Source organism: Dactylosporangium sp. NPDC050588 (assembly GCF_040654975.1).
Lineage (GTDB): Bacteria > Actinomycetota > Actinomycetes > Mycobacteriales > Micromonosporaceae > Dactylosporangium > Dactylosporangium maewongense.
Map to the genome: position 1 here is coordinate 20203 of NZ_JBFAJA010000097.1, position 22650 is coordinate 42852.

General features: G+C 73.1%; 20 protein-coding genes and 1 pseudogene. 10 read left to right on the top strand and 11 right to left on the bottom strand.

What is annotated here, in order from left to right; genetic code table 11:
• Positions 1–19 precede the first annotated feature (19 nt).
• Complete coding sequence (locus tag AB0I21_RS47390; protein WP_360571025.1) at positions 20–538, bottom strand: O-acetyl-ADP-ribose deacetylase; 519 nt, start codon at positions 536–538, stop codon at positions 20–22.
• A gap of 28 nt (positions 539–566) precedes the next feature.
• Here AB0I21_RS47390 and AB0I21_RS47395 point away from each other — a divergent pair, with 28 nt between their 5' ends.
• Complete coding sequence (locus AB0I21_RS47395; protein ID WP_360571027.1) at positions 567–1007, top strand: HIT family protein; 441 nt, start codon at positions 567–569, stop codon at positions 1005–1007.
• Here the strand turns inward: AB0I21_RS47395 and AB0I21_RS47400 are convergent.
• Positions 1004–2890, bottom strand: a complete 1887-nt coding sequence (locus tag AB0I21_RS47400; protein WP_360571029.1) for an Hsp70 family protein — start codon at positions 2888–2890, stop codon at positions 1004–1006. The two genes, AB0I21_RS47395 and AB0I21_RS47400, sit on opposite strands and share 4 nt — an antisense overlap.
• Before the next feature lie 166 nt (positions 2891–3056).
• Here AB0I21_RS47400 and AB0I21_RS47405 point away from each other — a divergent pair, with 166 nt between their 5' ends.
• The 3 genes from AB0I21_RS47405 (at position 3057) to AB0I21_RS47415 (ending at position 6088) form a co-directional block, all read left to right on the top strand.
• Positions 3057–3788 carry an SAM-dependent methyltransferase gene (locus AB0I21_RS47405; protein WP_360571031.1) on the top strand — a complete coding sequence of 244 codons (732 nt, stop codon included), beginning with the start codon at positions 3057–3059 and terminating at the stop codon, positions 3786–3788.
• A gap of 367 nt (positions 3789–4155) precedes the next feature.
• The gene (locus tag AB0I21_RS47410; RefSeq protein ID WP_360571033.1) at positions 4156–5448 is read left to right on the top strand and encodes a condensation domain-containing protein; all 1293 of its coding nucleotides are present in this window, start codon (positions 4156–4158) and stop codon (positions 5446–5448) included.
• Positions 5449–5533: 85 nt separating this feature from the next.
• On the top strand, positions 5534–6088 hold the full coding sequence (locus AB0I21_RS47415) for a DUF3592 domain-containing protein (RefSeq protein WP_360571035.1): 555 nt from the start codon (positions 5534–5536) through the stop codon (positions 6086–6088).
• Between the two features lie 421 nt (positions 6089–6509).
• On the opposite strand, the pseudogene AB0I21_RS47420 reads toward AB0I21_RS47415, so the two are convergent.
• Positions 6510–7187 (bottom strand): annotated as a pseudogene (locus tag AB0I21_RS47420) (transposase); the annotation flags it as partial.
• Between the two features lie 130 nt (positions 7188–7317).
• Between AB0I21_RS47420 and AB0I21_RS47425 the strand changes: the two are divergent.
• Positions 7318–8073, top strand: coding sequence for a DinB family protein (locus AB0I21_RS47425; RefSeq protein ID WP_360571037.1), 756 nt, complete (start codon positions 7318–7320; stop codon positions 8071–8073).
• Between the two features lie 238 nt (positions 8074–8311).
• Here the strand turns inward: AB0I21_RS47425 and AB0I21_RS47430 are convergent, their stop codons facing one another.
• The 4 genes from AB0I21_RS47430 to AB0I21_RS47445 all read right to left on the bottom strand — a co-directional run bounded on the left by AB0I21_RS47430 (position 8312) and on the right by AB0I21_RS47445 (position 12359).
• Positions 8312–9682 carry a squalene monooxygenase gene (locus AB0I21_RS47430; RefSeq protein ID WP_360571039.1) on the bottom strand — a complete coding sequence of 457 codons (1371 nt, stop codon included), beginning with the start codon at positions 9680–9682 and terminating at the stop codon, positions 8312–8314.
• 68 nt (positions 9683–9750) lie between these two features.
• Positions 9751–10665 carry a GH25 family lysozyme gene (locus AB0I21_RS47435; protein WP_360571041.1) on the bottom strand — a complete coding sequence of 305 codons (915 nt, stop codon included), beginning with the start codon at positions 10663–10665 and terminating at the stop codon, positions 9751–9753.
• Between the two features lie 203 nt (positions 10666–10868).
• Entirely contained in the window at positions 10869–11678 is an 810-nt protein-coding gene (locus AB0I21_RS47440; protein WP_360571043.1) for an OmpA family protein, read from the bottom strand.
• Positions 11679–11747: 69 nt separating this feature from the next.
• Positions 11748–12359 (bottom strand): hypothetical protein, encoded by a 612-nt coding sequence (locus AB0I21_RS47445; RefSeq protein ID WP_360571045.1) that lies wholly within the window; start codon positions 12357–12359, stop codon positions 11748–11750.
• A 112-nt stretch (positions 12360–12471) separates the two neighbouring features.
• Between AB0I21_RS47445 and AB0I21_RS47450 the strand changes: the two genes are divergently transcribed.
• Positions 12472–13359, top strand: coding sequence for a polyphosphate kinase 2 family protein (locus tag AB0I21_RS47450; protein WP_360571047.1), 888 nt, complete (start codon positions 12472–12474; stop codon positions 13357–13359).
• 2 nt (positions 13360–13361) lie between these two features.
• Here the strand turns inward: AB0I21_RS47450 and AB0I21_RS47455 are convergent, their stop codons facing one another.
• Together AB0I21_RS47455 and AB0I21_RS47460 are read right to left on the bottom strand one after the other, a co-directional pair.
• A complete protein-coding gene (locus AB0I21_RS47455) occupies positions 13362–13796 on the bottom strand; it encodes a PLDc N-terminal domain-containing protein (RefSeq protein WP_360571049.1) in 435 nt (144 codons plus the stop codon).
• Between the two features lie 127 nt (positions 13797–13923).
• Positions 13924–16707, bottom strand: coding sequence for a ricin-type beta-trefoil lectin domain protein (locus tag AB0I21_RS47460; RefSeq protein WP_360571051.1), 2784 nt, complete (start codon positions 16705–16707; stop codon positions 13924–13926).
• Between the two features lie 260 nt (positions 16708–16967).
• Between AB0I21_RS47460 and AB0I21_RS47465 the strand changes: the two genes are divergently transcribed.
• Together AB0I21_RS47465 and AB0I21_RS47470 are read left to right on the top strand one after the other, a co-directional pair.
• The gene (locus tag AB0I21_RS47465) at positions 16968–17783 is read left to right on the top strand and encodes a DUF4142 domain-containing protein (RefSeq protein ID WP_360571053.1); all 816 of its coding nucleotides are present in this window, start codon (positions 16968–16970) and stop codon (positions 17781–17783) included.
• 68 nt (positions 17784–17851) lie between these two features.
• The gene (locus tag AB0I21_RS47470; RefSeq protein WP_360571055.1) at positions 17852–19564 is read left to right on the top strand and encodes an MOSC and FAD-binding oxidoreductase domain-containing protein; all 1713 of its coding nucleotides are present in this window, start codon (positions 17852–17854) and stop codon (positions 19562–19564) included.
• 28 nt (positions 19565–19592) lie between these two features.
• Here the strand turns inward: AB0I21_RS47470 and AB0I21_RS47475 are convergent, their stop codons facing one another.
• Both AB0I21_RS47475 and AB0I21_RS47480 read right to left on the bottom strand, forming a co-directional pair.
• On the bottom strand, positions 19593–20123 hold the full coding sequence (locus tag AB0I21_RS47475) for a GNAT family N-acetyltransferase (RefSeq protein WP_360571057.1): 531 nt from the start codon (positions 20121–20123) through the stop codon (positions 19593–19595).
• A 166-nt stretch (positions 20124–20289) separates the two neighbouring features.
• Positions 20290–21237 carry an NADP-dependent oxidoreductase gene (locus AB0I21_RS47480; RefSeq protein ID WP_360571059.1) on the bottom strand — a complete coding sequence of 316 codons (948 nt, stop codon included), beginning with the start codon at positions 21235–21237 and terminating at the stop codon, positions 20290–20292.
• Between the two features lie 50 nt (positions 21238–21287).
• Between AB0I21_RS47480 and AB0I21_RS47485 the strand changes: the two genes are divergently transcribed.
• Together AB0I21_RS47485 and AB0I21_RS47490 are read left to right on the top strand one after the other, a co-directional pair.
• Entirely contained in the window at positions 21288–21908 is a 621-nt protein-coding gene (locus AB0I21_RS47485; protein WP_360571061.1) for a helix-turn-helix domain-containing protein, read from the top strand.
• A 7-nt stretch (positions 21909–21915) separates the two neighbouring features.
• Positions 21916–22575, top strand: a complete 660-nt coding sequence (locus tag AB0I21_RS47490; protein ID WP_360571063.1) for a DUF6518 family protein — start codon at positions 21916–21918, stop codon at positions 22573–22575.
• Positions 22576–22650 lie beyond the last annotated feature (75 nt).

Sequence of the window (22650 nt, forward strand, 5' to 3'; positions counted from 1 at the left end):
GCGGGGCAAACCGGCGCGGTCAGCGCTCCAGCGTCTGGAGCACGCGCTCGGCGGTCTGCCGCGTCTCGTCGTCGAACAGGACGAGCCGGAGCAGCTCGACGCCGGCCGGCGCGGTGCGCATACCCGCGAGGGCCTGCGCGACGGCGTCCTCCTTCGGCCACCGGTACACGCCGGACGAGATCAACGGGAAGGCCACCGACGCCGCGCCCAGCCCGCCGGCGACCTCCAGCGAGCGCTCGTAGCAGCCCCGTAGCAGCGCCGACCGGTCCTCGGTCGCGCTCCACACCGGCCCGACCGTGTGGATCACCCACCGGGCGGGGAGGCGCCCGGCGGTCGTCGCGACGGCCTGCCCGACCGGCAGCCCCCGCCCGTACCGGCTGGCCCGCAGCGCGCGGCACTCCTCGAGGATCGCGGGCCCGCCCTTGCGGTGGATCGCGCCGTCCACCCCGCCGCCGCCCAGCAGCGACGTGTTCGCCGCGTTGACGATGGCGTCCACCCGCTCGGCGGTGATGTCGCCCGTGACCATCTCGATCCGCATGCCGCCCATTGTCCACTAGGGTCGGTGGATGGACTGTTTCTCGTGCCGCCAGAACGGACAGGCCGTCGCCCCGCCGCGCGAGCGCATCGCCGCCGACGAGCACTGGCGGGCCGCCCACTGCTTCGACACGAGCCTGCCGGGCTGGCTGGTGCTGGTGCCCCGCCGGCACGTGACGACGGTCGCCGACCTGACCGACGCGGAGGCGGCGGGGCTCGGCCTGTGGCAGGTCCGGCTGTCGCGGGCGCTGACGGCGGTGACCGGATGCGTGAAGACCTACGTGGTGCAGTTCGCCGAGAAGGAGGGCTTCGCCCACGTGCACTTCCACATCGTGCCGCGGATGCCCGACCAGCCCGACGACCGTCGCGGCCCGCGCGTCTTCGGCTACCTGGGCGTGCCCGAGGGGGAGCGGGTCAGCGAGCGGCGGCAGGACGAGCTCGCGTCGGCGCTGCGCGCCCACCTCGCCACCTAGCCGATCCGCTCGAGCTCGTTGGTGTAGTCGCCGTCGGGACCGTACTGGATGAGCTTCTGCGCCTCGCACACGTACCGTTCGGGCTTCACGGCGAGCGTGCCCTTGCCGGTGTTGTTGCGCTTCCCGTTGCGGTCGATGACCCAACTGACCTCACCGGACAGTCCACTGAGGACCACCGCGCCGTCGAGGATGCGGTAGTTGCCGGTGACCACGCCGCGGAGCGTCTCGGTCCAGTTTGCCCCGTCGAACGTGGCCTTGTAAGGCTGCGAGGCGTTGGCGTCGTAGGACATGCGCCCGGCGCCGTCGAACTCCTGCACGATGCCGGCGCCCCCGCTGAACTGCTGCCGCTTCGAGCCGTTGTTGACGTGGATCTCGCTGCTCGTCTGCCGCCACCGCCCGACCAGGCACGGGTCCAGCCCGGCCGCCACGCTCACGGTCGGCGACGGCGACACCGACGGAGACGGGGACGCCGAGGGCGTGGGCAGGACCACCGGAAGCGCGGCGGCCCGCACCCCGTCCGGCCGCTGCGACCACGCGTAGGCACCGCCACCACCGGCGAGCAGGAGCAGCGCCGCGGCGCCACCGGCCAGCAGCAGCCGCCCTTTGTCGCGTTTTCGCTGATGTACCGGCGCTGCCGGCTGGACACCCGTTTCCCCCGCGACGCCGGAAGTCTGGATCGCGGCCTGTTCTGCCCACCCAGCAGCCGCTCCGGCCGCCGCGCCGCCGGCGCCACGTTCGACCGGTACGGGCGCTACCGGCATGACGGGTACGGGCGCTACCGGCGTGACGGGTACAGGCGCTACCGGCATGACGGGTACGGGCGCTGGCGTGGCCGGTTGGTCGAAGCCGCGCAGGCTTCCCTCCGCCACCGCCAGCTCCGGCTGGTCCACCACCACCGGCGCGATCCCCAGCGCCTGGTCCAGGGCGGCCGCCACGGCAGGCATCCGGCTCGACCCGCCCGCCAGGAACACCGCCGCCAGCGACGAGATCGGCTGCCCCGCGACGGCGAGCACCTCCACGCTCGTGCCGACGGTCCGCCGCAGCACCGGCTCCGCCAGCCGCCCGAGGGTGTCCCGGTCCAGCGGCACCTCCACGTTGAACAGCGGCAGGTGCACCAGCGTCGACGGCAGCCGCGACAGCATCTCCTTCGCCGTCCGCACGTTGTCCCACACCTGCTGCGTCACGCGCCGGTCGAGGGCGTCCTTGGGGTTGGCGAGGCGCGGCCAGTACCCCTGCGGATCCGGCACGACGTCCCGCAGGTGCGCGAAGACCGCCGCGTCGACGTCGAGGCCGCCGGTGTCGTCCAGCCCGAGCGTCGCGAGCAGCTCGAACCCGCCCTCCGTGCGCCGCACCACCGACGCGTCGAACGTGCCGGCGCCGAAGTCGTACACGAGCGCCGTGCCGCCCACTGGCACCCGGTGCCCCGCCACGTCGGCGAAGTAGTGCGCCGCCGCGACGGGCTCCGCCACCAGCCGCGCGCCCGCCGGCGCCGCTTCGAGCAGCACCTGCCGCCGCCGCTCACCCCACGCCGCGGGGCACGTGACCACGACGTCGGTCAGCGGCCCGCCCGACATCCCCGACGCCTCCGCGACCGCCCGGTCCAGCACCGCCTCGAACAGCCGCGTGACGGGCACCTCCGCGTCGCCGAGCAGCACCGACGCCTCGTCGACGCGGCGCTTCGGGTTGGGCTCCAGCCTGCCCGGGCTCGCCATCCCGAGGTGCAGGGCGTCCCGCCCCACCACCAGCCCGCCGCCCTCGTCCAGGCACACCGCCGACGGCATCAGCGGCGATCCGTCGAAGAGCAGCGGCCGCGGCTCCCGGCCGTCCACCGCCAGCACCGCCACCGTCGTCGACGTCCCGAAGTCGATCCCCAACCGCGTCACGCCCCACACGGTACTGATCGCCGTCACCGTCTCGGCAACGCCCGTGATCCCGTGCGGTCCCGGACAACCGTTCGGGAGCACGGAAACCCGGCAACCCGCCCGCTTCGGCGTGGCGCCACGCCGGGACGGTCGCGCGGGCCCGTCCGGGCGGGGCATGCTGGAGCGCATGACGGAGCCGGACGCCCCCAGTACCGCACGAATGATCGACTACTGGCTCGGCGGCAGCGACCACCTGCCGGTCGACGTCGCCGCCGCGCAGGCGTTCGAGTCGGCGTACGGGCCGTGCGCCGACATCTTCCGCTCGCTGCGCGCGTTCTCCGGCCGGGCGGTGCGCCACCTCGCCGCCGAAGGCATCGACCGGTTCCTCGTCTTTGGCGCCGGCATCCCCACCCGTGGCAACGTCCACGAGAACGCCCCCGGCGCCCGCGTCCTCTACACCGACATCGACCCGCACATCGTCGCCGCCGGCGGCAGCCTCGTCGCCGGACTCCCGGACGTCGCCTACACGCTCGGCGACGCCACGGATCTCGACGGCATCGACCCCGAAGCCCGCGCCCGGGTGCTCGACGGCAGCCCGGTCGCCCTGGTGTTCCTTGGCCTCGCCGCGTTCCTGGACGACGCGACCCTCGCCCACGCCCTCGATGCGATGCACGACGCCGTCCCGGACGGCAGCCGCCTGGCGTTCGACTTCGACAGCACCGAGCTCGAGTCGTTCCCGCAGGCCCTGGCGATGATGGGCCCCGGCTTCCACATGCGCGCCCCCGCCCGCTTCGCCGACCTGCTGGGCCCGTGGAGCACCACATCCGACGGCATCGTGCCCGTCGCCCTGTGGCGCCCCGACGGCGACCCCGAACAGGTCCCCGACGCCTTCTGGGGCGGCCTCGCCACCAAGCCCTGACACCTCGTCGTCCGGCCCTTCGGAGGGGCTCTCGACACTGACGGCGGCCTCGGACCGCTCCCGCGCCCGGTGTGCCCCGCGTCCGGTGCGTCCGTCTTCCGTCGTCCCGCGTCCGGTGCCCGCGCACCGCTCCTCGCGCCCGCGCACCGCGCCCGCGCCCGCGCACCGCGCCCGCACCGCGCCCGCGCCCGCGCACCGCGCCCGCGCACCGCGCCCGCACCGCGCCCGCGCCCGTGCCCCGCGCCCGCGCCCCTCGCCAGGCGCTGCTCCCCGCTCCCAGTGCCAGTCGACGGGCGACGGGCGACTGCACACAACCTGCAAACGCGACAGCCGTACAAGCGGCGCCGGCTCCCTTAGAGTGGCCGCCATGGATGCGGTGGTGGTGCCGTTCGCCGGGGAAGGATCCGGGAGCGGGGAACTGTCGTGGGGCCAGCTCGACGTGTGGCTGAAGATGCGCCGGCTCGGGCGGTCGTTCGCGATGGGTGGGGCGCGGCCGCTGCCGCCCGGCGCGACCGTGGAGGACGTCGCCGGTGAGCTCGCCTACCTCATGGGGCGCTACCAGTCGATGCGCACCCGCTTCATTCCAACCGCCGATGGATTGCCGCGGCAGGTGGTGCACGAAAGCGGCACGATCGACCTGGAGGTCGTCGACGGCGACGCGGAATCCGTCGCCCAGCGGTTTCGGACGACGCCCTTCGACTATGAGCACGGGTGGCCGGTGCGGATGGCGGCCGTCGTCGACGGGGACCGGTGCACCCATGCGGTCCTGGTCATGTCGCACCTGGTCTTCGACGGTGCGGGCGCGGTCGTGATGATGGCCGAGACCGCCGCCCGCACCCCGCTGCCCGTGCGGGGCGCCGCGCCGCTCGAACAGGCACGCCAGCAGGCGCTCCCGGCGGCGCGCCGGCACAACCAGGCCGCCCTGCGGCACTGGGAGACGCGGCTGCGGGAGATCCCCGTGCCCGTCGTGGCGCCGTCGCGGGACGTGCGCAGCCCCCGCTACCACCAGGGCGTGTACCGCACGACGGCGCTCCCGGCGGCGCTGCTCGCCGTGGCGGAGGAGCACGGCACCGACACGGCCGCCGTGCTGCTGGCCGTGTTCGCGACGGCGTTCGCGGCGGTGACCGGCGTTGTCGTGCTGCCGCTGCGGCTGATGGCGAGCAACCGCTTCCGCGCCGAGCTCGACGGCAGCGTCAGCCCCGTGTCGCAGAACGGCCTGTGCGTCCTCGACACGACCGGCGACCTCGGGACCGTCGTGCGCAGGGCCCGCGGCGCGGCGATGGCGGCGTACAAGTACGCGTACTACGACCGGCGCGACCTCGAGGCCCGCATCGCCGCCGTCGCCGCCGACCGGGGCGCCGGGGTGGACCTGGACGTGAACTTCAACGACCGCCGGTTCGGCGGCTCGCTGCGCCCCGTCACGCCCCCGGCCGGTCCGGACGGCGAGTTCGCGTGGGTCAGCGCGCACGACGACCCGCAGTCCGGCTTCTTCCTCAACGTCGACGGGTCCGACGAGGTGCTGGAGCTGACGGTGTACGTCGACAGCCACTTCCTCGCCCCGTCCGACGCCGCCAGAATCCTGCACGAGATGGAATCGGTGGCGTCCCGCGCCGGGGACCGTGCCGCGGGCGCTGTCGGCATTGCGGCAGTAGGGCCCTGACCTGGGTGTTGTGGTGCGGACACCACAACGCGCCTGGTCCTGCCACGACTGACCGGCGCCCGCCGCCGCCCGCATCCTGGTCCGCATGTCAAGCCTGAACTCCGGCGCCGGCCTCGCGCGGCTCACCGGTTGCATCCTGACGCTCGTCGCCCTCGTCACCGCGGGCGTCTCCGCCCTCCTCTTCGTCACGCTGCCCGCCGCACCCACCAGCGACGATCTGATCGCGGCCGCGGCGGTCGCCGGGGTCACCGTCGTGCTGTTCGCCGTCGGCGTGCCGCTGTTCGTCATCGGCGCGCGGCGCTTCGCCCGGCAGCGGCACGTGCTGCGGACCGGCACGCCCTGCCTCGCCACCGTCACCGCCGCCCACAACGTGAACAACGCCGAGAACGACGACCCGGTCGCCCGCATCACCCTCGCCGTCCCGGTCCCGGGCGGCACCGCGACCGCCGTCGTCCGGCAGGTCGTCCCGCAGCGGCTGCGCCGGACCGTCAGGCCCGGCGCCGTGCTGCCCGTCCGCGTCGACCCGGCCGACCCTGCGTTCGCCGTCATCGACTGGGAGCACGCCCAGCAGCGGCACCGCATCGCCGACGACGCCGCGGCCCACGTCGCCGTAGACGTCGCCGCAGGACTGCTGTTCTAGCGTCGCCGGCCACGACAGCGGCGTACGACCCGGCGACCGCGACCGTCTGTCGCCGGCCACGACGGCGGCGCATGACCCGGCGACCCGCAGCCATGCGCCACCGACCCACAGCCATGCGCCACGCCCCTCGGCAGCGGCAACGACTGCAGGGGTCGTGCGGACCGGCACCAGATGGACGTTAGCCTCGGTCTTTCGCTAAATGTTGATCAAGGGCGGTGTTCTGAGAGTTGATCTTTCTTGGTCCGGGGTTCGGCGTTTGGGCGTGACGGTGGTCCGGCGCGTGGCCGGGTTCCTCCAGGGCTGATCGCAGGGTCGGTTGGGTTGGTTCGGCCGACCGGTCGGGGCAGTGCGGCGAGACGGCCGTACGCAGCGACGAGATCTGTTGCTCAGGGCCAATGTTCGGCGATGCGAAGGTGGATGCGGTCCCGTGCCGGAACTGGTCCGGGATCTGGGTGAGCGCGTCGTCCAGGACGGTGATGTGGTCGGCGGTGGTGTTCGACCCGGCCCGCCCTTCACGCAGCATCCCGGACAGCGCTTCGCGGGTGTTGTCCAGGAAGCAGGACAGCGGGTGGTAGCCGAACGAGCGTTTCCAGGTCGGGGTGGCCGCCTCCTTCTCGGAATGGTAGATGACGATGGAGGCGTCCAGATCGAGGACCAGGCCGGGAACGGGTAGCCCGGCCGCGGTCGTTTCCGGCAGCCCGCTACGGACGTCGATCCGTTGCGCCCAAGCGGTTTCCCGCGCCTGCGCCCGCGCGGTGGCGAGCCGGCGCAGCATGTCACTGTCCATCATGGACAGCAGCCGCCACGCGGTCGGGTCGGACGCGACCGGCCCGAACAACTGCGCCTGGTCCCGCAGCACGGCCAGGTCCGCGATCGCCTCACCACCGTCGGCCAGCATGACGGCCAGATCGACCGCGACCCGACCAGGATCGTGACCACCGCGACGCTGCCGCGCACCGGCGAGCGCATCGCTGCACGCCGCGGTCAGGCCGGTCACTGCGGCGACATCGGCGAGGAGCCGGGCACCGGCATGGCTGACCACGCCACGCCCGTCACCACTCACCACGATCTTCCGGCGCGCTCCGGTACGCTTCACCATGCAGGTGCCCTCCGGGCGGGATGGATATGACCCTAGACAAGTCCTATCTTCCCAGCTCAGACGGCACCTGTTCTCTATTGACCCACCATGTGGGCAGCCCATAACGAAGGGCTGAGGCTAGGATCCGGCGATGGCAACCTATAGCGGACCGGATGACCTGAGCGGCACCGAGTTCATCGAGACGAACTTTGCGGGCAGCGTGTTTCGCGAGGTGGATCTGAGCGGTGTCCGGATCCGCGGTGCCCTGCTCAACGGCGCCGACCTCGACGGGGTGATCGACGGGCTGCGGGTCAACGGCGTCGAGGTTGCACCGCTGGTCGAGGCCGAGCTGGACCGTCTGCACCCAGAGCGCACGCGACTGCGTCCGTCCACGCCGGACGGTATGCGGATCGCGTGGAAGACGGTCGAGGCGTTCTGGGCGCCGACGATGGCGCGGGCGGGATCGATGCCGGAGCAGGACGTTCACCGGTCGGTGGACGGGGAGTGGTCGTTCGTGCAGACGCTGCGGCATCTGGTGATGGTCACCGACCTGTGGTTCGGCCAGGCGGTGCTGGGGCGGGACCGGCCGTACCATCCGCTCGGGCTGCCGGCGGCGTTCATCACCAACGGCGCGGACCTCGGCATGGACCTGGCTGCCGAGCCGAGCCTCGCCGAGGTGGCGGCGGTCCGGGCCGACCGTATGGCCGAGGTGCGGGAGTTTCTCGTCACCGCCACCCAGGAGGACCTGGACCGGGTCCGTGAGCCGGAGGTGCCGTCCGGCTGGCCTTCGCCGGCCCCTCGTGCCGCCTCCGCGTGCCTGCGGGTCATCTTCAACGAGGAGTGGGCACACCACAGCTTCGCCGTCCGCGACCTCGACACGATGGGAGACTCGAAGAGCGCGATCTGACGTCGGCTAAGGCTGGTCACTGCGGCGACATCGGCGAGGAGCCGGGCACCGGCATGGCTGACCACGCCACGCCCGTCACCACTCACCACGATCTTCGGGCGCGCTCCGGTACGCTTCACCATGCAGGTGCCCTCCGGGCGGGATGGATATGACCCTAGACAAGTCCTATCTTCCCAGCTCAGACGGCATCTTTCTCTATTGACCCACTATGTGGGCAGCCCATAACGAAGGGCTGAGGTTAGGCGCGGACGGCGGGCTCCGCCGCGACCGGTGCCGGGGTGCGTGGCCGGCTGATCGTGCCGCGGGCGCCGAACACCACCCGCAGGATCGTGCCGGGGGTGAGCAGCGACGTCGGCGGCGCGACGAGGTTGAGCACCCGCAGGAACGCGGCACCGAGGTTCGCGTCGCGGGTCGCCGCGCGGTGCAGCCGGTGCACGAACGCGTTGACGAACCGGACCTTGAGCGTCCGTCGCCCCGGCACCTCGGCGAAGCGCAGGTCGGTGCCGACCGCGATCGACCACGGTCCGTCGACGATGCGGGCGGCCTGCCGGAAGAACCGCCGCGCGAGCCCGGCCGTGCGGCCGCCGGACGCGTTGAGCAGGCGCCGCAGCAGGAGCGCCTCCAGCGCCGCGACCGTCATGCCCTGGCCGTAGATCGGGTTGAAGCTGCACAGCGCGTCGGCGACGACGAGGTAGCCCTCCGGGAAGCGTCGCAGCCGCTCGTACCGGCGCCGGACGCTGGCCGGATAGCGCATCGTCACCGGATCGCCGGCCGGCACCGCACACCGGATGATCGTCGCCAGGTGCGGCGCGGCGAGGCTGTCGGCGAACGCGGCCATCCCGGCGTCGTCGGTCGGCGGGCGCTCGCCGAGCATGCCGTTGAGCGCGACGGCGACGAGCCCGTCCTCCTGCGTCGCGGCGATGCCGGACCGCGGCGCGCCGGGCACCGCGTTGGTCAGCACCCCGGACATCCCGTCGAGGTGTTCGGGCCGGTACTCGTACCGCCGTGTCACGTACGTGACGTCGACCTGCACCCGCTCCTCGGCCGGTACGGGGAAGCCGGCCGCCGACAGCCACAGCGGCCCGCGCGACGCCCGGCCGCCGGCGTCGACGACGAGGTCCGCGGCCAGCGTGCCGCCGGTGCTCAGGTGGACCCCGGTCACGGCGCTGCCATCGGCGGACAGCACCAGACCGGTCACGTCGGTCCGCGCCATCAGCCGCACGCCGGGCAGCGCGAGGACCCGCTCGCGGATGGTGTGCTCCAGCAGCGGCCGGCCGACCCCGGCGGCGACCAGGTCCGAGGGCGCCCGCCGCATCAGGTATCCGTCGTTGTACCAGTGGACCTGCCCGTGCAGGTCGACCATCGGCGCCCCGGCGTCGCGCAGCTGCGCGGTAAGCCCGGGAAACAGCTCCTCCAGCGCGGTGCGCCCGCGGGCCAGCAGGACGTGCAGCTGATGGTCCTGCGGCACGCAGCGGCGGTGTGCCGGCGCCGCGCCGAGCGTGTCGCGGTCGAGCACCATGACCCGGCCGAAGTGCTCGCGGAGCACCCGCGCGGCGAGCAGTCCGCCGATGCTGGCCCCGATGACGACCGCCGTCGTGTCCCTTGTCACGCCCAGCAGCCTAAGAATCACACACGGTCGATGGCATCTCCGTCGTTGCGATGCTCACCCGGCGGCGGTCAGGCCCCTGGTGGGGGAGGCCACGCCAGCGCCCGGAGCGCCGAGGGCTCGCCGTTGACGACGTCACGGTCATGGCTGTGCCGCTCGTCCGGGTCGCCCGGCCGGTACTGCCACAGCGCGAACGTCGTCCAGCCGGCCGGCAGCTTCGGCGGCTTCGCGGTGTACCCGGCGATGTCCAGCGGATGGTCGCCGAACGACGCGTCGTTGCCCGTGCACGGGTTCCACCAATTGGTGTTCGTGTAGATCATCGGCTTGCGGCCGACGCCCCGCTCGATACGGTCGATGAACGCGTGGATCCAGGCCCGCATCTGCACCGGCGTGAGCCCGTAGCAGGCGTCGGTGCGCACCCCCGCGTACGGCCACTCCAGGTCGACGAACGGCACCAGCGTCCGCGCGTCTCGGGTGAACCGGGCGTGCCGCAGGAAGTGCTCGGCCTGCCCGACGGGGTCACCCCGGTCCGGCCGCGCGTACACGTAGGCGCCGACGTACCGCCCGGCCCGCCGCGCCGCCGAGTAGTCCGCCGCGAAGTGCGGGTTGACGTACGTGCTGCCCTCGGTCGCCTTGACGTACACGAACGCGCTGCCGGCCGCGACCTCGGTCGGCCAGTGGATGCCGAACTGCCGGTGGTCGTGGCTGGAGATGTCGATCCCGCCGACCGGGTACCCCACCGGCCGCTCCGCCTGGATCGCCGCGACCGCCGCCAGCACGGGCGGGTCCGCCGGCGGGAGCGGCAGCAGCGGCGCCGACGCGACCGCCCACACCGGCGCGGTCACCAGCAGCGACCAGGCCGCCACGCCCCGCGGGTGCCGCCGGGTGAACCCGGCCGCGGCCCGCCACAGGCGCCGCGACGCCGGCACGAGGCCCGCGACGGTCGCACGGGTCAGACGCCACACCGTCCCCGGAGCCTTCGTCACCGCTCCAGTGTGCCCCGCCCCCGCCCACCCGGCCCGCCGTGCCGATCCACGCCCGCCCCGCCACCCCGCGATGTGCTCTTGAGTCGGAGTGACAACCGGCTGGTACAGGCAATGATTACCGGGCACCCTCGTCGCCCCGACCTTGCGCGCAACGAGGTGATGCAACGGTTCGCGCCCGGCTGGAACTGAGCGGGGGGTCCGGGCTACTTCGGGAGGCGGATGACGAGCTCGACACGGCGGTTGAAGGCGCGGCCTGCCGTGCTCGCGGAGCCGTCGGTGTTCTTCTCCTCGACGAGGGGCTGGGTGCTGCCGAGACCGACCGCCGTGACTGAGCTGGCCGTGACGCCGTGGCTGGTGAGGTACGTGCGGACCGTTTCGGCGCGCCGCTGGGAGAGGGTCTGGTTGCCGGAGGCTGAGCCGGTGGCGTCGGTGTGGCCGCGGACCTGGATCGTGCCGTTGGGGTAGAGCTTGTTGATGACCTTGATGGTGTTGTCGAGGGTGTCGGTGCTGCCGATGTCGGCGCTGCCGGTGGCGAAGAGGGCGTCGCTGTTGAAGGTGACGATGTAGACGTGGACGCCTTCGGGGGTGCGGGCCTCCAGGATCGAGCCGGAGACGCCGGTGAGGTCGACGTCGGGGCCGGGCAGGCGGTACAGGGAGTCCTTCACGAGACGGGTGTCGTTCTCCGGGTCGTGGGCGTTGCCGATCTGGCACGGGATGCGCAGGACGAGGCCGGCGCCGAAGTCCTGGGTCGCGCAGGTCGGGTCCTTCTGGCCGTCGCCGTCGTAGTCGTCGAGGCCCGGCTGGGCGCCCGGCGGCAGCGACGCGGGCGGGTCCTCGGCGGCGGAGGACGCGGTGTCCTCGGTGGACGCGGGTGCGGCCGTGCCGGTGGTGGGGCTCGCGGCCGGTGCGCCGCCGGAGTCGCAGCCGGCGAGCAGCGCGCCGGCGAGCAGCAGCACGCCGGCGGCGGTGGCCGGCAGGAGCATGGCGGCGGTGTGACGCCGGGCAGGTCTCATGGCGCGGAGCGTAGGCATCCGCCTGGGGCGACGCTCGTCACAGGCGGGTAGCCGACACCCGCGCGGCACTCAGTCGGGTGCCGGGAGGCATCCGCCGTCGGCGATGCCGCCGCCCGCGTCGACCGTGGTGCGCGGCGGGCCGTGCTCGCCGAAGACGTACCCGATGCCGGAGTTGCCGCAGAACAGCAGCCCACCGCCGGCGTTGGCGTCCAGCCGGCCGGGCTTGCGGCTCTCCACCTCGGCGAGGCCGGCGCCGGTCAGCACCCCCTCGATCGACGGACCGTCGAAGCGGCCCTCGGCGCGCAGCCGGGCCAGTCCCGCCTCGACCTGCTCCACGCACGGTTGCAGCGCCGCCATGTACTGCGGAGGCAGCGCGCGGCGCTGCCGGAACGCGTTGTTGGCCTGGTCGTTGAGCTGAAACTGGTCCCCGGGATCGAGGGAAGCCGGAGCCGACGGGACGGCAGACGAGGACGGGACGGCAGACGAGGACGGGGCGGCAGACGAGGACGGGGCGGCAGCAGAGGGGGAGACCGCGGCCGCGCAGGCGGCGACGAACCGGCTCGGGGCCGGCCGTGGCGCCGACGGGGTGACCTGGCCCGCCGAGCCGGCGGTGCCCGGTGCCGAGCAGCCCGCGGCGGCCAGCAGGACGGCGAGCGCGAGTGGTGCGAGTCCCCGTTGCACGGAGACGACACTATGCCACTTCCCGGGTGAGGCGCGCGGGCGATCGGCGTCGCCGGGCGGTTGGCGGGCTCGGCCATGGGTACGAACGGCGCTCTGACGAGAGGTGAGCTCCATGCCGCACGACCGCATCGCCGAACTCATCGCCCCGCTGCGGGTCCGTCCCGGCTCGAAGGTGCGCCTGCCGAAGGACTTCGATCCCGGGTACACCGGCGACCTCATCGACAAGGCGGCCGGGACCGAACTGTTGCAGCGCGGTGTGGCCATGCTCGCCGACTTCCAGTCGCGGCTCGCCGCGCAGCACACCAACGGGCTGCTCGTGGTGCTGCAGGCGCTCGACGCGGCCGGCAAGGACGGCACGATCCGGCACGTGATGAGCGGCGTCAATCCGCAGGGCGTGCGGGTGCACAGCTTCAAGGTGCCGTCGGCGGAGGAGCTCGACCACGACTTCCTGTGGCGGTACGCCACCCGCCTCCCGGCCCGCGGCGAGATCGCCATCTTCAACCGGTCGCACTACGAGGAGGTCCTCGTGGTGCGGGTGCACCCCGAGCTGCTCGACCGCCAGCGGCTGCCGCAGCAGGCCCGCACGGGCGCGGTGTGGCGGCGCCGGTTCCAGGCCATCAACAACTTCGAGCGGCACATCACCGACAGCGGATTCAGGATCGTGAAGCTGTTCCTCAACGTGTCCAAGGAGGAGCAGCGCAAGCGGCTGCTCGCCCGCATCGACCGCCCGGAGAAGAACTGGAAGTTCTCCGCCGCCGACCTCCGCGAGCGCGGGCACTGGCGCCAGTACCAGCAGGCCTACGCCGACATGCTGACGCACACCAGCACCGAGCACGCGCCGTGGCACGTGATCCCGGCCGACCACAAGTGGTTCTCCCGCATCGCCGCCGCGGCGGTCATCGTCAACGCGCTGGACGGGATCGACCCGCAGTACCCGGTCCTGGACACGCGGGCGCGCCGCGAACTCCAGGAAGTCCGCGGCGCGTTGGAAAATGAATGAGATCAGACCGATTGGCGTGCGGCGGCGCCGTTGGAGCCGAGCAGCGACGCCTTGGCCCGCTCGTACTCGCTCTCGGTCAGCACGCCGCGCTGCCGCAGGTCGGCGAGCTTCGCGAACTCGTCGGCGTTGGAGGCGACCCGTGGTGTCGCGGGAGTCTCGGCAGCGGCCTCACGCACGTACTGCCGGAACTGGGCCTCGTGCTGCTGCGCGCGCTGCACGGCCCGCTCGTTCATCGACCGACCCCGGGCGATCAGGTAGGTCAGTGCGCCGATCCACGGCAGCACGATCAGGAACACGGTCCAGGCGGCCTTGCCCCAGCCGGACACAGTCGGATCCCGGAAGAGATCGGTGATGATGCTGACCATCAGCCAGATCCAGGCGAACACGAGCATGAACCACAGGGTCGACAGCACGACTTCGCCGAACGAGACGTCCATTGCCTACCTCCGAAGCTTCTCACCCGGGGTTAGTCCCGGTCCCTTCAGCGTGAGCCGGTAGGGGGAAGAGTCCATCGCCCTCGGAGGGTGAACGGGGGCCGCGGCGGGACCGCGGCCCCCTGCAAGATCAGGCCGGGACCACCCATCGCTGGCTGGCCACGTTCGCGTACTCCCAGATGTGGATCTGCGTGCCGTCGGCGGAGGCGCCGCCGAGGGCGTCGAGGACCTTGCCGGACTGCGGGTTCAGGATCGAGCCGTTCGCCTGCGGCATCCAGACCTGGGAGCCGGTGCCGTTGCAGGTCCACAGCTGGACCTTGGTGCCGTTGGCGGTGCCGGCGTTGTCGACGTCGAGGCACTTGCCGAGCGCCTGGTACGTGTTGCCGACCCGGCTCCAGCGCTGCGCGCCGGTCCCGTTGCACGTCCACAGCTGGATCTTCGTGCCGTCGGCGGTGCCGGCGTTGTCGATGTCCAGGCACTTGCCGGCGATACCCGTGATCGGGCCGGCCGTCGTGCCGGTCTGCGAGTACACCTCCAGCTCGTACACGCGGGCGTAGGCGTCCGTGGTGGTGAACCGCACGTACCGGGCGGAGACCGCGGCGAAGTTGTGCGTCGTGATGTTCGCCGTGTTGCCGGTGACGGTCGCGCGGGTCGTCCACGTGGTGCCGTCGGTGCTGGTCAGCAGACTGAAGTTGCTGGTGTTCGCGACGTTCTCCCGGCCCGCGCCGGCGTGCCGGACGACGATCTGGCCGACCGACTTGGCGGCGCCGAGGTCGACCTGCAGCCACTTGTTCGCGCTGTTGGAGCACCACTTGTCGGCGGTGCCGCCGGAGACGGTGCCGTTGACGGCCTTCGCAGGGCTCTCCGCCGCGATGCAGGAGCTGTCCGCGGTCGCGGCCGCGTTCAGCGCCAGGTTGGCGACGGTGGCGCCGCCCGGGATGGAGTTCAGCGTGTACCACGCCTCGGTGTTCCACAGCGACAGCCCGCTGCTCGAGCTGAACGGCCGCGGCGACCGCATGTGCACGACCCGGCCCGGCTTGCGCCCCGACACGGTCAGCGAGACCTTCTTGCCGTCCGCGGACAGGGTCGCGGCGGTGACGGTCAGGTTCTCCTCGTCGACCTTCGGGCCGCCGTAGGCGGCGGTCGGCTCGTACCGCCACTGCTTGAACTTGTACTTCGAGACGAGATCCGTCGCGGTCGCCGCCGACAGCGGCTGGGTGTACTCGATCTCGAACCCGGCGGCGGTGGCCCGCATCGCGAGCATGTCGAACACGGCGGTGCCGTTCGGGGTCAGCTTCTGCAGGCCGAAGAGGAGCTTGCCCGACTGGCCCCAGTTGCCGCCGGCGCCGAGCCCGCCGAGGTAGATCGCGCCGTCGGGGCCGATGTTCACCTCGGAGATGCCGGCCTCCAGGCCCTGCGTCATGCGGAAGAGCGCGCCCTGGTACTCGCCGTTGACCTTCTCCAGATACGCGCGCTGCAGGCCGCCGTACGTGACGTCACCGATGAGCAGCTGGCCCGCGTACACGCCGGTGGGCATGACGATCGGGGTGCTCGGCGAGTTCGCGATCTCGTTCTGCGGCATGTACAGCACCGGCGGCGTGACGGCGTTGTAGTCGAACGGGCCGGCGGGGGTGTTGTAGTGGTTGAAGAAGCGGCCGGGCTTGATCTGCACCAGCTTCGACGAGGGCAGCCAGCCGCCCTGGTTGTCGGTGACGAACAGGCCGTTCTCCGGGCCCCAGCCGATGCCGTGCGGCGTGCGCAGGCCGCCGGCGACGTACTCCACGGCGCCGGTCGCCTTGTTCACCTTGATGGACGTGCCACGGTTGGCCACGGGCTGCGGGACGGTGCTCGCGCCGCCGTAGTCGATCGGCACTGACAGGCTCAGGTAGAAGTAGCCGTCGCGGTACAGCAGGCCGAACGCGAACTCGTGGAACGCGCCGCTGAACGGCCAGGTGGCGACGGTGTTGTACTGGTCGGCGACCTCGTCACCCGTGGTGTCGACGAGCGCGGTCAGCTTGCCCTTCTCGCTGACGTACACGATGCCGTCGACGATCTTGAGCCCCATCGGCTCCTTCAGGTTGCCGGCGATCTTCTTCCTGGTGACGTTGCCCGGGCTGGTCGCGCCGCCGGTGTTGCCGAGGATCCAGACCTCGCCGGCCTGCGACGTGCCGGACTGGTCGTTGCCGCCCCAGGTGCAGATGACGAGGCGCCCGTCGGGCAGCCAGTCCATGCCGGTGACCTTCGGCTCGAAGCCGCTCGGGCGCAGGTTCGTCAGCGTGAACCCGGGGTGCACCGAGGTCAGCGGCAGGCCGTCGCCGGGGGAGTCGCCGGCGCCCTCGCACTCCTTGCGGCCGGGCGCGGTCACCCGCACGACGCCGGCGTCGGTGCTGAGCACCGAGTTGGGCACGAGCACGAACGCCGACGAGCCGGGCGTCTTCCACTCGAGGGTGATCTGCTGCCCGCCGTCGCGCTCGAAGTGGTCGATGCGCAGCGCGTGGTAGCCGGTGGTGAGGGTGACGGTGCCCTCCTTCGGCGGCGTCGCGCCGTGCAGGCCGTCGTGGTTGATGACGGTCGCGCCGTCGATCGCCAGGCGCGAGCCGTCGTCGCTGCTGAGCCGGAACGTGTAGCTGCCGGCGGTGGCGATGTTGACGTTGGCGATGACCTGCGAGACGAAGAGGTTGTCGAATCCGAAGTCGGCCGGGGTGGTCCAGTTGATCGTCGGCATCAGCTTGTCGACGTTGGGGGTCTGGCCGGTCTTGAGGGTGCAGAGGGCGCTGAGCGGGGTCTGTACGTCGTAGACGCGCAGGGTCACCCCGGGCTCCTGCGCGGGGATCGCGCTGGCGGGCGCGGCCCAGACTCCGATGGCGGCAACGGTAGCGGCGACAGTGGCGGCGGTGAGGAACCTGCGCACCATGCTTCCTCCTGAGGGGGTTGGAAGCGTCTCGATGGCGGTCGGGACGCGAAGCAGGCGGGCCTATCGACGCCGACGACTGGACCACCTCGCCGGAAGATTAGGCAGTTCCCATCGACATGTCCATACCTTTCGACGTTCTCAGCAAAAGTTTGTGGCATAGCTACAGAAGGCGACCGTTTTGCACCCGAAGCCCGCGTTAGCGGCCTGGAGCGCTGGAAACCGTAGGCAGTGACAACCCCTCAAGATCCGGAGGTCGCGCCATGCGGTTCCGTCTTCGCGCCGCCCTGTCCCTCGCGGTCGGCACCGCGCTCGCCGGCGCCGGCGCCACCTCCTCCGCGTTCGCGGCCCCGCCGGCCGTCTCCGAGCAGGACCGCGCGTTCGCCACGGCGGCGGGGCGCGGCGGCGCGTTCGAGATCGCGGCCGGCCAGCACGCCAGCATCAACGCCCAGGACGCGACGATCCGGGCGTTCGGCAGCCGGATGATCGTCGACCACACCGGCATCGGCAACGCGCTGCGGGGCCTCGCGACCGGCCTGGGCCTGACCGTGCCCGATGCCCCCGACGCGGAGCAGCGGGCCGTGCTCGCCGCGTTGTCGTCGATGACCGGGCCGGTGCTGGATTGCACGTACGCGATGGTGGAGTACTTCGACCACGTCGCGGCGGCCGGCGTGTTCGAGCGGGAGGCCCAGACCGGCACCAACCCGGAGCTGCGCTCGCTGGCCAGCACGATGCTGCCGACCGTGCGCGACCACCGGAAGGCGATCGCCGACGCCCTCACCGACCTGGACTGCGCCGCGACGTCCGCGACCCCGGCGCCGACGGTTCCCGCCGTGCCGTCCGTCCCGGCCGTGCCCACCGTGCCCGTTGTGCCGTCTGTTCCGGCGGTGCCGGCTGTTCCCGCGGTGCCGACCGTGCCCGCGGTGCCGACGGTCCCCGTAAATCCAACAGTGCCGGTAATTCCTACGGTGCCCGTGGTGCCGACCGTGCCCGTCGGGCCTACGGTGCCTGCCGGGTCCGCGGTGCCGGTCGGGCCGGCAGTGCCCGGAGGGCCGGTGCTTCCCACGTCGGCAGGCTGAGCGGTCGAGGCTGAGCGTCACCCCCTTGGGAGGTGTCGCCGGGCGGTGGGGCCGCTAGCGTCGGTCCCGTGGCGACGCTGGTGTCCGTGAACGTCGGCCTGCCCAAGGACGTCGAGTGGCAGGGCCGCACCGTGCACACCGGCGTCTGGAAGGCGCCGGTCGACGGGCCCGTCATGCTGCGCCGGCTCAACCTCGACGGCGACGGCCAGGGCGACCTCGCGGGCCACGGCGGCGAGCAGCGGGCCGTCCTGGTCTACCAGCTCGCCTCCTACCGGTACTGGAGCGAACACCTCCGGCGCGACGACCTGACGGCCGGCATCTTCGGCGAGAACTTCACCGTCGACGGGCTGCCCGACGACGAGGTGTGCGTGGGGGACAGGTTCCGCGTCGGGAGCGCCGTCGTCGAGGTGACCCAGCCGCGGGTCACCTGCTACCGGGTCGGGCTGCGCCTCGGCGAGCCCCAGCTGCCGGCCCTGCTCGTCGCGCATCACCGCCCCGGCTTCTACCTGCGGGTCATCGCCGAGGGCGAGGTCCGCGCCGGCGACGACATCGTGAAGGTCGCCGACGGCCCGGAGAGCATCACCGTCGCGGCGGTCGACGCGCTGCTCTACCTGCCCGGCCACGACCGGGCCACCGCCGCCCGGGCACTGCGGATCGAGGCGCTCAGCCCTGGCTGGAAGGACTCCCTGCGCGCCCTGCTCGACCAGCCCGGCGGCGAAGGCAACGCGGGCCTCGCCGCGGTCGCGCCCCCGCCGGCCTGGCCCGGGTTCCGCCCGCTGCGGCTCACCGGCGTCGAGCGCGAGACCGCCGACGTCCTGTCGCTGCGGCTGGAAGCGCCCGACGGGAGCCCGCTGCCCGCCGCGGAAGCCGGCCAGTTCCTCACCCTGCGCCTGGCGCCCGGCCTGGTGCGCAGCTACTCGCTGTCCGGGGAGCCGGGCGGACCCTCGTACCGCGTCAGCGTGAAACTCGAGCCCGACGGCGCCGGCGGCCGCTACCTCCGCGACCACGCCCGGGCCGGTGCCACCGTCGACACCGCCGCACCCCGCGGCACGTTCACCCTCGACCGGTCGGACCGTCCTGTGCTGCTCGTCTCCGCGGGGATCGGCGCCACCCCGCTGCTCGCCATGCTCTACGACCTCGCCGCCCGCCGCGACGGGCGCCCCGTCTGGTGGCTGCACGGCAGCCGGGACGGCGCCGCCCACGCGTTCGCCGACGAGGTCCACGCGCTGCTCGGCGCGCTGCCGGCGGCGCGCGAGGTGATCTGCTACAGCCGCCCCCGCCCGCAGGACCTGCTCGGCGGCGCGCGGGAAGGCCGCCTCGACGCGACCGTCCTGCGCGGGCTGGACCTGCCGCCGTCGGCGGTCGCCTACGTCTGCGGGCCGGCCGGGTTCATGGACGACGTCACGACCGCCCTGACCGCCGCCGGCGTCGCCGACATCCACCGCGAGCAGTTCACCGCGCTGGCTGCCGTCACGCCAGGTGTACGCACATCCGTGGCCGGACCGCCCCGGTCACGCCCGGGCCCCGGCCCATCCGTCACGTTCGCGCGCAGCGGCGTCACCGCGGGCTGGACCGGCAGCGACGGCACCCTCCTGGACCTCGCCGAGACCTGCCGCGTCCCGGTCCGCTGGTCCTGCCGGACCGGCGTCTGCCACACGTGCGAGACCGGCCTGCTGTCCGGCGATGTCGCCTCGAATCCGGAGCCCGTCGACCCGCCCGCCGGCGGCACCGTGCTCATCTGCTGCGCCCGCCCGCTGACCGACGTGGTCCTCGACCTCTAGAGCGACGAGGACCTCTAGAGCGACGAGCTCAGGAGACGGCCGGCCGCAGGTCCAGCATCAGGAACACCTTGTCGTAGCGGCGCTCGCCCACCGCGACGAACCGGGGCAGCCGCCCGTACACCTGGAAATCCAACGACTGATAGAGATGCAGCGCGTTGTGGTTGTCGCCGCGGGCGTCGAGCGTCAGGACCTCGATCCCGGCGCGGCGGGCGTCGTCGACCAGCGCCACGGTCAGCGCCCGGCCGATGCCCCGCCCGTGGACGTCGGCAGCGACCGCGATCTTCTGCAGGTCGGCGTTCGGTCGGTGGGTCGGCCGGGCGTACCGCAGCCAGTAGCCGAGCCCGACGAGCCGGTCGCCGTCGTACGCGGCCCGCAGCGCCCCGTCCCCGTCCGCCACCGCCGCCGCCACCCGTCCGAACAGCTCCGCGACCTCGTCCACGTCCGGCGGCTCGACCCACCCGAGCGCTGCCCCATCGGCGACGAGCCCGGCGAGGATCCCGTGCGCCGCCGTGACGAACGCGTCGTCGACCACCGCGGGCCGGGTGCTCGGCTCAGCCACAGGACGCCAGCAGCACCTCGGCCGGCCCGGCACGGAACGCCCGGTTGATCTCGCCGTGCCGGCTAGGCAGGGTCTTGAGCACGACGGCTCGCACTGGTGCAGACATGCGGCGGAGCCTAACCAGCCGCCCCAGGGGGCGGCCAGCCGGTTTTCAGTGGACCAGTTTTCAGTGGACCAGGACGATCTTGCCGCGGGCGTGGCGGGTCTCGCTCAGCTCGTGGGCGGCCGCGACCTCGGCGAGCGGGAACGCCGCCGCGACCGGCACCCGCAGGCGGCCTTCGGCGGCGGCCAGGACCGCGATCGGCAGCGCGTGCACGGCCAGCGGATCGGCGGTGCCGACGGCGTCGCGGGTGGCGTCCGCCGGGGCGCCGTGCGACAGGTGGACGCCGTGGGCCGCCGCGGTGAAGTCGGCGATCGTGACCACGCGGGCGGGGTCCCCGGCGATGGCGACGAGGTCGGGCAGCGCCCCGCCGGCGCAGTCGAACACCGCGTCCACACCGCCGGGCGCCAGGGTCCGGACCCGGTCGGGCAGGCCCGGGCCGTACGTCACCGGCTCGGCGCCGAGTGCGCGCAGGAAGTCGTGGTTGTGCGCGCTCGCGGTGCCGATGACGGTGGCGCCGCGGGCGGCGGCGAGCTGGACGGCAACGGTGCCCACCGCGCCCGCCGCGCCCTGCACGAGGAGCGTGTGGCCGGCGCCGACCGCGAGCCGGTCCAGGACCCGCACCGCCGTCTCGACGCTGCCCGCCGCGCCGCCCGCCTCCTCCCAGCTCCACGCGCCCGGCTTCGGCGCCCAGGCGGTCAGGACGGCGTGGTCGGCGTTGGCGCCGCGGGTCGTCATGCTCACCATGCCGAAGACCTCGTCGCCGGCCCGCACGCCGGTGACGCCGGCCCCGACCTCGTCGACCACGCCCGCCGCGTCGAAGCCGGTCCGGCACGGGAACGTCGTCGGCACCACGTCCCGCCAGCGCCCGGAGCGGATGGTCACCTCCCCGGGCGAGACCCCGGAGGCCCGCACGGCGATCCGGACCTCGCCGGGCCCGGCGTGCGGCGACTCGACCTCGGTGACGTGGACGACGTGGGGCGGCCCGTACTGGGTGAACTGCACTGCTCGCATGGCGCCCGACCGTAACGGAACACCCCGTCCGTTTCGTTAAAGTGAGAGCGGTGACGGTACAAGTGAAAGACCGGCTGCGGTCGGACGCCCGCGACAACCGGGACCGCATCCTCGCCGTCGCGCGCCTCGCGTTCGCCGCCGACGGGCTCGACGTGCCGATCCGCGAGATCGCCCGGCGCGCCGAGGTCGGTCCCGCCACGGTCTACCGGCACTTCCAGACCAAGGAGGCGCTGCTGACCGAGGCGTTCGCGGAGCAGATGACGACGTGCTCCGCGGTCGTGGCGGAAGGGCTGGCGGCGGCCGACCCGTGGCGCGGCTTCTGCCACGTGATCGAGCGGCTCATGGAGCTGCACGCGCTCGACCGCGGCTTCGCCCGGGCGTTCACGTCGGCGCTGCCCGCGTCGGCCGGCCTCGCCGCCGACCGCGACCGCACCCTGCGGCTGCTGCTGGACCTCGTCGCGCGGGCGAAGGCGGCGGGCCGGCTGCGCCGGGACTTCGTCCTCGAGGACGTCAGCCTCGCCCTGATGGCGAACGAGGGCATCCGGGCCGCCACGCCCGAGCTGCGGGTCGCGGCGTCGCGCCGGTTCGCGGCCCTGATGCTCCAGTCGTTCCAGGCGGACCCGGTCGCGGCGCCGCTGCCGCCACCCGTCAGGTTGCCGCTGTCCCGATAATGGCTGCATGGGGGAGCGGTGGGGCGCGGCGGTCGGATGGGCGCTCGCGGTGGGTGGCGTGCTCGGGTTCGCCTCGTTCGCCGCGGACCTGCTCGACGGCGACCTGCGGACGGTGCTGCAGCTGGCGGCCAGCACCGGGTTCGCGTGGGGGTATGCCGCGTTCGTCGCGGCCTTCCCGGCCCGGTCCATGCGCACCGCCGTCGCCGCGGCGGTCGTCGTCCTGGCCACGGCGACGGTCGCCTACTACGCCCTGAACCTCGCCTCGGACCGCTGGCGCGCGCAGGGCCTCCTGCCGGTGCTGACGGCGATGGCGTACTGGCTGCTGCTGTCCGTCGTGGGCGGGACGGTGCTCGGCGCGCTCGCCCACCTGGTGCGGTCCGACCGGCCCCCGGTGGCCGCGACCGCCGCCGGGCTGGCCTGCGGCCTTCTCGCGGGCGCCGGCATCCAGATCGTCGCCGATCACTTCGTCACCGGCGACTTCGGCGGGATGGCCCTGGCCGAAGGCTTCGCGCAGGCCGTCGCCGGCGTCGCGGTCACGGTGTGGATGTTCGGCCGCCGCCGGGGCCCACGGGCATGGCCGAGGTTCGCCGTTGTCGCCGTCGTCGCCTGTACTGCCGCGGCCGCCGCCTGGGACGCCGTCGAGTCCGTCCAGGTCGCCGGCTTCTGACCCCTTTCTTGTGAGCCGGAAGACTTCTTGTCGTCAGAGCGGCAAGAAGTCCTCCGGATCAGGCCGGGCGGACGC

Bases quoted from the DNA above. Each gene is read 5' to 3' on its own strand.
- AB0I21_RS47390 (WP_360571025.1), bottom strand. From the start codon at position 538: ATGCGGATCGAGATGGTCACGGGCGACATCACCGCCGAGCGGGTGGAC.
- AB0I21_RS47395 (WP_360571027.1), top strand. From the start codon at position 567: ATGGACTGTTTCTCGTGCCGCCAGAACGGACAGGCCGTCGCCCCGCCG.
- AB0I21_RS47405 (WP_360571031.1), top strand. From the start codon at position 3,057: ATGACGGAGCCGGACGCCCCCAGTACCGCACGAATGATCGACTACTGG.
- AB0I21_RS47410 (WP_360571033.1), top strand. From the start codon at position 4,156: ATGGATGCGGTGGTGGTGCCGTTCGCCGGGGAAGGATCCGGGAGCGGG.
- AB0I21_RS47415 (WP_360571035.1), top strand. From the start codon at position 5,534: ATGTCAAGCCTGAACTCCGGCGCCGGCCTCGCGCGGCTCACCGGTTGC.
- AB0I21_RS47425 (WP_360571037.1), top strand. From the start codon at position 7,318: ATGGCAACCTATAGCGGACCGGATGACCTGAGCGGCACCGAGTTCATC.
- AB0I21_RS47440 (WP_360571043.1), bottom strand. From the start codon at position 11,678: ATGAGACCTGCCCGGCGTCACACCGCCGCCATGCTCCTGCCGGCCACC.
- AB0I21_RS47450 (WP_360571047.1), top strand. From the start codon at position 12,472: ATGCCGCACGACCGCATCGCCGAACTCATCGCCCCGCTGCGGGTCCGT.
- AB0I21_RS47455 (WP_360571049.1), bottom strand. From the start codon at position 13,796: ATGGACGTCTCGTTCGGCGAAGTCGTGCTGTCGACCCTGTGGTTCATG.
- AB0I21_RS47460 (WP_360571051.1), bottom strand. From the start codon at position 16,707: ATGGTGCGCAGGTTCCTCACCGCCGCCACTGTCGCCGCTACCGTTGCC.
- AB0I21_RS47465 (WP_360571053.1), top strand. From the start codon at position 16,968: ATGCGGTTCCGTCTTCGCGCCGCCCTGTCCCTCGCGGTCGGCACCGCG.
- AB0I21_RS47480 (WP_360571059.1), bottom strand. From the start codon at position 21,237: ATGCGAGCAGTGCAGTTCACCCAGTACGGGCCGCCCCACGTCGTCCAC.
- AB0I21_RS47490 (WP_360571063.1), top strand. From the start codon at position 21,916: ATGGGGGAGCGGTGGGGCGCGGCGGTCGGATGGGCGCTCGCGGTGGGT.